At 38.3% G+C, this 9,515-nt stretch carries 5 protein-coding genes; 2 read left to right on the plus strand and 3 right to left on the minus strand.

Translation table 11 applies throughout. From position 1 onward, the window contains the following. Positions 1-238 precede the first annotated feature (238 nt). From zwf to alaS, 3 genes are all read right to left on the minus strand, one after another. Positions 239-1,750, minus strand: coding sequence for a glucose-6-phosphate dehydrogenase (gene zwf / locus IE867_RS09760; protein WP_192484537.1), 1,512 nt, complete (start codon positions 1,748-1,750; stop codon positions 239-241). Between the two features lie 91 nt (positions 1,751-1,841). Further along, positions 1,842-3,185: a TolC family outer membrane protein gene (locus IE867_RS09765; protein WP_192484538.1), complete on the minus strand. Its 1,344-nt coding sequence runs from the start codon at positions 3,183-3,185 to the stop codon at positions 1,842-1,844. Between the two features lie 43 nt (positions 3,186-3,228). Continuing rightward, a complete protein-coding gene (gene alaS / locus IE867_RS09770) occupies positions 3,229-5,817 on the minus strand; it encodes an alanine--tRNA ligase (protein ID WP_192484539.1) in 2,589 nt (862 codons plus the stop codon). Between the two features lie 146 nt (positions 5,818-5,963). Between alaS and IE867_RS09775 the strand changes: the two genes are divergently transcribed. Both IE867_RS09775 and IE867_RS09780 read left to right on the plus strand, forming a co-directional pair. Next, positions 5,964-6,662 (plus strand): fimbrial biogenesis chaperone, encoded by a 699-nt coding sequence (locus IE867_RS09775; protein WP_192484540.1) that lies wholly within the window; start codon positions 5,964-5,966, stop codon positions 6,660-6,662. Beyond that, positions 6,616-9,129 carry a TcfC E-set like domain-containing protein gene (locus tag IE867_RS09780; RefSeq protein ID WP_192484541.1) on the plus strand — a complete coding sequence of 838 codons (2,514 nt, stop codon included), beginning with the start codon at positions 6,616-6,618 and terminating at the stop codon, positions 9,127-9,129. Before IE867_RS09775 ends, IE867_RS09780 begins: the two co-directional genes overlap by 47 nt. Positions 9,130-9,515 lie beyond the last annotated feature (386 nt).

The raw sequence follows: 9,515 nt of genomic DNA on the forward strand, positions 1-9,515 counted from the left end.
TGATTTCCTCAAATTATTTTGGCTATGACCATATTCCTGCCCACTTTAATTGTGTCAACGCCGGCTGAGCGTAAGTCGAAGCCTCTACGAGAATGTGATTTTCCCAAGCTTGCCACACTTCGACTAACGCTCAGGGTACAGTAAGCACTTGTGGGTGAATATTTAGTCTTAACCATTATTTATTAATTTTCTAACTCATTTGCGTTACACGCTTTTTCTACTTCAATACCATGTATTATTACTTTTTCTGTTTAAAGACAGACGATGGATTACGCCAAGTATGTCCAAGCTCAGCAAGCATGTTATCGGCTTCAATAGGACCAAATGAACCACTTGGATAAAAGCTTAGTAAGCTTTTGCCATGCTTTTGCACGTACTGAATAATCGGGTCAATGATATTCCAACAGGCTTCAACCGCATCATTTCGAGCAAACAAGGTATTATCGCCCTGCAAGGCATCGAGAATCAAGCGCTCATAGGCAGTTGGCATTGATTTCTGTGCAAAGTCAGAGTAGTAAAAGCCCATATCGACTTCATGCGTTTTAAAGCCACTGCCTGGTTCTTTGGCAGCAAAGCTTAATTTAATACCCTCATCCGGCTGAATACGAATCACTAATTGATTTTTAAATTTGGTAATCTTTTGCACTTGTGAGAAGAAAGGATGAGGTGTCGCCTTAAAATTAACCACCACCTCAGAAACACGTTGATTCAAGCGCTTCCCAGTGCGTACATAAAACGGCACATCATGCCAACGCCAATTATCAATAAAAAAGCGAATCGCGGCATAAGTTTCCGTTGTTGAGTTCGCTACAACACCTTCTTCATCGCGATAAGCACCTTTGCAAACACCTTGCACACAGCCTTCTTGATATTGTCCTGTGACAACATTCTCTTTAATATCTTCTGCTGTCTTAAAGCGACGAATCGATTGGAATACCTTTAAGGTTTCATTGCGAATTGAGTAAGCATCCATCTTTGCCGGTGGTTCCATAGCGACAATGCCTAATAGCTGCAACAGGTGATTCTGAATCATGTCACGAATCGCCCCATTTTGATCATAGTAACCGGCACGCGCGCCAAGACCAATTGCCTCATTGGCATAGATCTGAACGTTCTCAATATGTGAAGCATTCCAAAGTGGCTCAAAAATCGCATTGGCAAAGCGAAATACCAACAGGTTTTGAACGGTTTCTTTTCCGAGATAATGATCAATACGAAACAACTGTGACTCTTGGTAATGCTGCAATAAATGCGCATTTAATGCTTGGGCACTTTGCTCATCTGTACCAAAGGGCTTCTCAATAATTATGCGTTTATAGCCATCATGCTCATCATTAAGCCCAAGCTTGGCAATATGCTGTGGAATTTCGTAGTACAAGCTCGGTGGCGTTGATAAATAAAACAAAAAATTATGCTCAAGCTTGTGTGTTTTACACAGTGACGTTAATCGCTTTTGTAAACAGACATAGCCTTCATCTTTATAGACATCGATCTGCTGATAAAATACTTGCGCCAAGAACTTATCGATTGACTTTTTTTCTTTGGGACACTCTTGTAAAAGCGCTTCTTGCATTTTCTGGCGAAAACGCTCGTCATCAAACTGGCTACGCGACACCCCCAACACAATATTGCTTTTACTTAAGTCTTTTTGCTGATAAAGACTAAATATTGCCGGCATTAATTTGCGTGCAGTTAAATCCCCAGAGGCACCAAAAATGACGATAACTCCGTTTGCTAGCTTCTTTTGCATTAAGCTTCTCTAGTTAGTGATCAAACGCCGTTAGTTATATCATTTTTTACTGGTAATTTCATCTGCTGATTGCTTTGATCCTGAGAATAAATTAAGACTTAAGCCATGAATTAAAGATTTGAACATCGCGCTCTGATAATGTGCCTGCATCAAGCTTAAGTTGCAAGACATCGGTGACATATTGGTATTTCGCTGTTGCTAACAATGACATGCTTTCATATAGTTTTTGTAGCTGATCTAATACCTCAGTAATGGTTGAGCTACCCACTTTATAACGCGCTTGATATTGCTCATATGCAGCCTTTGCTGCAACTACTGACTGCTTATAGGCTTCGATTTGCTTGACACCAGAGACTACATTATAAAAGTCAACTTCAATATTCTGAGTGATGCTGCGTTGCTGATCAAGGGTGGTAAACTCAGCTGCTTGATAATTAAAAGCTGCTTGCTTTCTAGCGGCATAATCACTGCCACCATTTAGAATATTCCAACTAAAGGTTACGCCAACATAGCCATTGCTATAGTTACCCAAAGGTAAACTTGCAGCATCTGTTGCAAAGCTACTGCCTGAGTTATCATTAACACTATAATTTGCCATCAAACTGACATTTGGCAAGAAATTACCCGTTGATGCAGACCACGTTTTTGCCGCTGCATTTTGCGTATAGATCTGCGCCTTGAGATTTGGGTTACTGGCATGTGCACGCTTAACCCACTCATCAATATTATCAGGTGCAGGATTAGTGAAACTAACATTACTCTTTAAATCAGCCAATGATTTATTATCAACACCTGTGTATTGATACAAAGCATAATAAGCTGACTCAAGACTGTTCTCAGCCGCCTTTAAATCCGCCAATGCACTATAGTAATTTGCTTCAGCGGTCTTAACATCCACACTGGTTGACATCCCAACTTTAAGCTTGAGCTTTGATTGATCTAATGTGCTTTTAACAGATTTTAATTTCTCTTTTAAAAAGACAACCTGCTCTTTAGCATTAAGCACATTAAAATAGGCTGTTGCCACATCCAAAATAAACTGTTGCTTTTGTGCATTATAGGTTTCTTCAGCACTTAAAGCACTTTGTTTTGAAGCTTGGTAAGTCTGATAATCACCATAGTTGAAAAGTGTTTGTGTGAGCGTGATACCCGCTGTGTAGTTACGATAACTACCACTTTCTGGTGTTGTCTGAATTTGATTAAGTGTGGCTCCTGCGTTTAAGCCGATATTTGGTAGCAAAGCACCCAAGGCAATAGGCTCTGCCATTTTACTTGATTGCATCGTGTAAAAATCAGCTTTATATTGTGGAGAGTTATCAAGTGCTTGTTGGTAAACTTGCATCAAGTTTTCAACAGGTGCTTCAGTGGCCGCCATAGCAGTACCCGAGCTTACAATAAGTGATATTCCAAGAAGTGTTTTTATTTTAAAGGTCATACCTTTTCTTCCTAAGTTTAATGTTCGATATAGCGCCTTGCTATTATAGTCTGTCTTTTACCCATTCATGCACCGAAGTCATGGCTTTTGGTAAATTTTGTGGATCATTACCACCTGCTTGCGCCATATCAGGGCGCCCACCACCTTTACCCCCAACTTGATTTGCAATGAAATTGATTAACTCACCAGCTTTTATCTTATCCGTAATTGCTTTGCTAACACCTACGGCAATTTGTGCTTTGCCTTCATTTTCAGTAGAAAGTGCAACAACTACTTTGCTCTTTTGTGCTTTGTATTGATCAATTTTGTCGCGTAGCACACCCATATCAACATTTGGCAATAGCGCTGAGACCAGTGTGACATCATCAATTTGCGCTTCATTAATGGCAACAGCATCGCCTGATGAAATTTGCTGTTTTAAACCTTTAATCACCTTATCTTGTGCTTTGATTTGCTGTTGCAGTTTCAATAATTTATCCAAGACATTATCATCGCTGGATTTTAACAACTCATGAATTGTTGTTAATGTCTCTTCTTTTTCCTCTATATAGTTCTCAGCATAAAGCCCTGTGACGGCTTCAATACGACGCACGCCAGAAGCAATACCACTTTCAGCGGTTATTTTAAATAAACCAATATCACCCGTTTGAGTGACATGTGTCCCTCCGCAAAGCTCAATAGAGAAGTCTCCAACACGCAATACACGCACGACATCACCATACTTCTCACCAAAAAGCGCCATCGCTCCCATGTCTTTAGCCGCCTCAGGCGACGTCTCTATCATTTCGACAACAAGGTTTTGACGAATAATCGCATTGACTAAATGCTCTACTTCTTTTATCTGCTTTGTCGTAACTGCTGATGGGTTTGAAAAATCAAAACGTAATTTATTACACTCTACCAATGAGCCTTTTTGCTCAACATGACAACCAACGATTTCACGTAATGCTGCATGCAATAAATGTGTTGCGGTGTGATGCGCTGCCGTTGTTGCACGTTTGTTAGAGATTTGTGCAGTCACTTCATCATCAACAGCAAAGCTTCCCTTTGTTACCTTACCAATGTGCAAAAATGCAGATCCTGATTTCTGCACATCTTCGACAGCAAACTCACTACCTAATGCCTCAATAACACCTTTATCGGCAACCTGTCCACCAGACTCCGCATAAAAAGGCGTTTGATTCAAAATAACAACACCCTCTTGCCCTGAAATAAGTTTATCTGTTTTTTTGCCCTGACTAAAAAGTGCTAACACCTGTGCATCAGATACCGGCACTGAGTAACCAACAAAAGTTGTCTGTAAATCTGTCTTGATCATTTGATTATAGTCAACACCAAACTTACTGGCTGACTTTGCTCGCGCTTTTTGCGCTTCCATAGCGTTTGTAAATCCTGCTTCATCAACCGTTAAATTGCGCTCTCTGGCAATATCCGCTGTTAAATCCAATGGAAAACCGTAAGTGTCATATAACTTAAATGCCGTCTGTCCTGAAATCACATTGCTATCAAGTGTGGCAATTTCCTCTTCAAGGATTTTCATACCATGACTTAATGTTTTTTCAAATTGTTCTTCTTCTTTCTTTAAGACATCTTCAATTAACGCCTGCTTTTCTTGCACAATAGGATAGGCTTCAGCCATTACTGCAACTAATGTCGTCACTAATCGATAGAAGAAAATTTCAGTTGCACCTAGCTTATAACCATGGCGCACGGCTCTACGAATAATGCGACGCAATACATAACCACGCCCTTCATTGGAAGGTAAAACACCATCAACAATTAAGAAACTGCATGCACGAATATGATCTGCTAGAACTTTAAGCGATGGATGATTGATATCCTTAGTTGCCACAATCTTTGCTGCAGCATTAATAAGTTTCTGGAATATATCAATCTCATAATTACTATGCACATGCTGCAATACCGCTGCAATGCGCTCAAGCCCCATCCCTGTATCAACCGATGGATTAGGCAGATTCTCTAAGGTGCCATCGATTAGGCGATTGTATTGCATAAACACCAAATTCCAGATCTCGATATAGCGATCACCATCTTCCTCAGGCGTCCCAGGAGGACCTCCGGCAACTTCCTCACCATGATCATAAAAGATCTCAGTACATGGTCCACAAGGTCCTGTATCCCCCATTGCCCAAAAATTATCTTTAGCACCTATGCGAGACAAACGCTTAGGATCAACACCTACTTCATTGATCCAGATATCTTCTGCTTCTTTGTCTTCTTCAAAGACAGTCACCCATAGTTTCTCTTTAGGGAGCTTCAATACTTCGGTGAGATACTCCCAAGCATAGGAAATAGCATCACGCTTAAAGTAATCACCAAAGCTAAAGTTACCTAACATTTCAAAAAAAGTATGATGGCGCGCGGTATAACCGACATTCTCTAAATCATTATGCTTACCACCTGCACGTACACATTTTTGTGAGCTAACAGCACGTTTATACGATCTCTTATCCGCACCCAGAAAAACATCTTTGAACTGCACCATACCGGCATTTGTGAATAGTAAGGTTTCATCATTCACTGGCACCAGCGATGAGCTTGCTACCTCCTGATGTCCTTTGGATTTAAAAAAGTCAATAAAAGACCGTCTAATTTCATTAGTTGTAATCATGCTTACTCTACTGGTATCAATTTAAAATTCAAAATCGACGCTTAGTTTACTATAGAATCGCAGCTTGGCAAAAGTAGTTAGCGCAAAATTTCTATCATTGACTATACTTTCAGGCGCACGACAAAATAATTTTACAGGAGTTTGCCATGAACCAAAAATTTCATTTATGGGCGTTTTTAACTTTTTGCATATCATGCATTGCATCACAATTTGTGTATGCAGCCATTTCCGTCTCACCGCTTAGACTTGAATTTGGTGATGGCAATAACATGAGTAAGCCACAAAATATTCTTATCAAAAACATTGGAACTAAAGTCGCTTTTGTCAAACTCAACATTTTAAGCATTCACAATTTAAACACCAAAGATCGTCAAGAAATTCCATTAGAAAATAAAAGTAGCAATGGTGTTTTTTTCTTACCTGATAAATTAATTTTAAAGCCTCAACAATCAAAATTAGTACGTGTCATGATGACGGAACCTGCTACTGATAAAGATAAAATTTTTCTGATTGAATCAACCGAGGTTGAAAGCTTAGACAGTAAGGCCAAAACAAAAGCCCAAATTATTTATGCAACTTCAGTGATAGTCCACGCAAGAAATGCCACCCCTAATATAAGTGCATCGCGTACTGACCATAATGTAATATTGAGTAATAGTGGCAATACCTCAGCTAAAATCACGTCTCATATGCAATGTGATGATCAAGATGAAAACTGTCAAGATCCGCGCATTGTCATGCAGCTACTGGCTGGTCAAACTGTCACAGTTACAGTCCCTTATGCAAGGCCTTTGACTTATGATGTTCGCTACCTTGATCAAAAGCTTACACAAAGCTCTAATTAGGGCAATTTTCATCTATTTACTTCTCTGTCAAAACATTGGCTTGGCAAACAATCAGCATGAGCTAAATACATCACTTAGCGCGGCAAGCATTCCTTTAGAGTTTCAAGAGATGGCCGAAGATTTTTTAAATGAAGTCAGTGTTTACTACAATGGTGACTTGTTAGGTGACTTTAAAATTGAAATCATTGATGGCAAGCTGCAATTCACCGAACCCAAAAAGTTGATTGACAAAATCAAAGGCTTAGCTAATCCATCAGCGATAATGACACGCCTATCATTACCATTTGATACAAATACCACTTATGCCTGCCCAGATAAAAAAACAGGTATCCCAGTTTGTTCAAACTTTAAAGCAAATAAACTTTCCATTGTTTTCAACCCCGATTGGTTTCGTGTGGATTTATTTATTCCTGCAAAGTATCTTACAACATTATCACAAAACAATTACCTCATTAAAACACCAGGGCTTACGTCACCCTCTTGGCTTAATAATTTTCTTCTCACTGCTGCGGGCAAATTCAAGGATATTCAAACAGGTTCTGGCACTCAAACACTCTTTAATACAGGCGCTATTTCAAGTGGTAATCTAGCGCTAAATTACCAACTAGCAACAACGAGAGTATCAAACAATGGTACATCAACGATTAATAATCATTTCAATGAACTTGCGGCAACTTATTATCTTGATCGTTATCAATATCAAACAGGCTATTTACAAACATCAGGGAATTACTTCGTCACCAATCAACGCATTTTGGGTGTTGGAATAAGTAGTAATAAAAATTTGCTTAATCAAAGCTACTTATATAAATATGCTCAAAACCTAAGCTTATATTTAGATAATCCTAGCCAAGTCAGTATTTATAAGGATGGTGATCTTGTCAGCTCTGCTGATTACCCTGCTGGCTTGCAACAAATAGATACTTCAAATCTACCTTATGGCTCTTATCAAATTAAAATTGTCATCACAGATTTCTTGGGTGCAACAAAGGAAATTACTCAGTTTTTCTTTAAGAACACTTCTTTGCCACCAGCACAATTTCCAGATTTATTTATCTATACCGGCTATTTATCTAATACAACCTCTAATAACGATTATTTTCCCGATTACCAAAATGATGCCTATGTGCTTAACTTTGGTTCCAATCTAAAGATTAGCCGACATTGGGGCGCTAAAGCGGCATGGCTTCAAGTCAAAGATAACATATTCCTTGATTTTGGACTTTATGCCGTATATAAAAACACCTATTTTGAGCCCTCATTTTTACTCAGTGCACAAAATGATTATGGCGCTGCTTTAAATATTAATTATCAACATAATGATTTTCTTAGCAGTAATTTTTTTATTCGTTCGCTTTGGGCAGAAGAAACCACAAATCAACAAACACAAATACCAGACCTATTTACAACAACAAATACACAGCTCAACTATTCATTATCACTTAATTATAATCAACATAATGCCGTCTTAAGTAGCACATTAGACAAGACACAAGGAAATCCCATTGATTATACATTATCGACTTCTTATAACTACCCTGTCTATTCAACAAAATCACTGAAGGCTTCACTTGGTTTTAGTACCAATTACGCTAAAAACGACTTTAGTATTGCCACAAATATTACGATTACCTTTGGCTCAACTCACTGGGCAACGACCGCATCCAATCGCTACAATTCAGCCAACAGTAGTACATTGAGCAATGAATTAGCTGTTGCTTATAGTACACAAGAGAGCAACAATATTAGCAATGCCTCCTTAAATTATATAAATGAAGACAATAATAATGGTCTATCCGCATACTTGTATCAACAGTCGGAGAACATCTTATTACGTAGCAATTTAAATTACAGCAATACGAGTGAGGCTATTTACAACCTAACCTTAAGTTCTGCTATTGCTTGGAGTTATCCATTTAGCTTTGGTGTAGGTTATATTGCAAACACACAACCACTACCCGCTGGCACACTTATCTCAGTGAGTAGCTCTGATGGAGATGATGGTCAGTTTGAGGTCTATGACTATACGCGCAATATTGGAAAGCTTGATCTAAATCAAACCAAATTATTTCCATTAGAGGCATTCCGTGAGCATAAAATATCTATTCGATCTATCTCCAATAATGCTTATGAATTTGAGGCTGATACTAGAAATAATACGGTAATGCCTGGCAATATTGTTAATAATCATTGGCAGATTATTCAATATATTACCGCATCTGCCACCCTAGTTAACAAAGAGAAAAAACCACTTGCAAATGCTTACTTAGTGTTAAATGATAATATCTACTCATCAGATAGTAATGGTTTTGTCTATTTTGAATATCCAAATAGTAGTGATCAATTACTATTTACTCTACCATCAGGAGATAAATGCTCTATTATGAACCTCCCTAAAACGCCAAGTAAAACAAGCTATATTCTCAACATTGGCACCATTATTTGCCATTCAACCAATAGCAATTAACTGTGACTTAAGTCATAAAGTCTCAACATTGACTCATGAATGTCTTTTTTTTGATCAATTTATTTGATTTAATCGCGCCAAAAGCTATATTCACAGTGAGACAAACACTAATTAAGTTTGTTCTAACATAAATATGGCAATCATATACAAAAAATAATAAGAACAAAACAACGTAAATATTTTTGGCAATGCTGCCAACACCGTATGTAAGATAGTTTATAAAATTCTTTTCCGTTGCTTTGTTTTAACCCGCAAAAACAAAGGAGATGAGATGATTAAATCTACAGCTCACCGGTTTAATTCTAATCAAGTGTATAATATTAACTTGGTTGGAGCAGATAGATGATAGATTGGATCGTTAATTTAGGGCGTATTGACCCTGTAAA

The organism is Cysteiniphilum marinum (assembly GCF_014857925.1).
Lineage (GTDB): Bacteria > Pseudomonadota > Gammaproteobacteria > Francisellales > Francisellaceae > Caedibacter > Caedibacter marinus.

Coding starts and splice junctions, on each gene's coding strand:
- IE867_RS09780 (WP_192484541.1), top strand. CDS start 6,616: ATGATGTTCGCTACCTTGATCAAAAGCTTACACAAAGCTCTAATTAGG.
- IE867_RS09765 (WP_192484538.1), bottom strand. CDS start 3,185: ATGACCTTTAAAATAAAAACACTTCTTGGAATATCACTTATTGTAAGC.
- zwf (WP_192484537.1), bottom strand. CDS start 1,750: ATGCAAAAGAAGCTAGCAAACGGAGTTATCGTCATTTTTGGTGCCTCT.
- alaS (WP_192484539.1), bottom strand. CDS start 5,817: ATGATTACAACTAATGAAATTAGACGGTCTTTTATTGACTTTTTTAAA.
- IE867_RS09775 (WP_192484540.1), top strand. CDS start 5,964: ATGAACCAAAAATTTCATTTATGGGCGTTTTTAACTTTTTGCATATCA.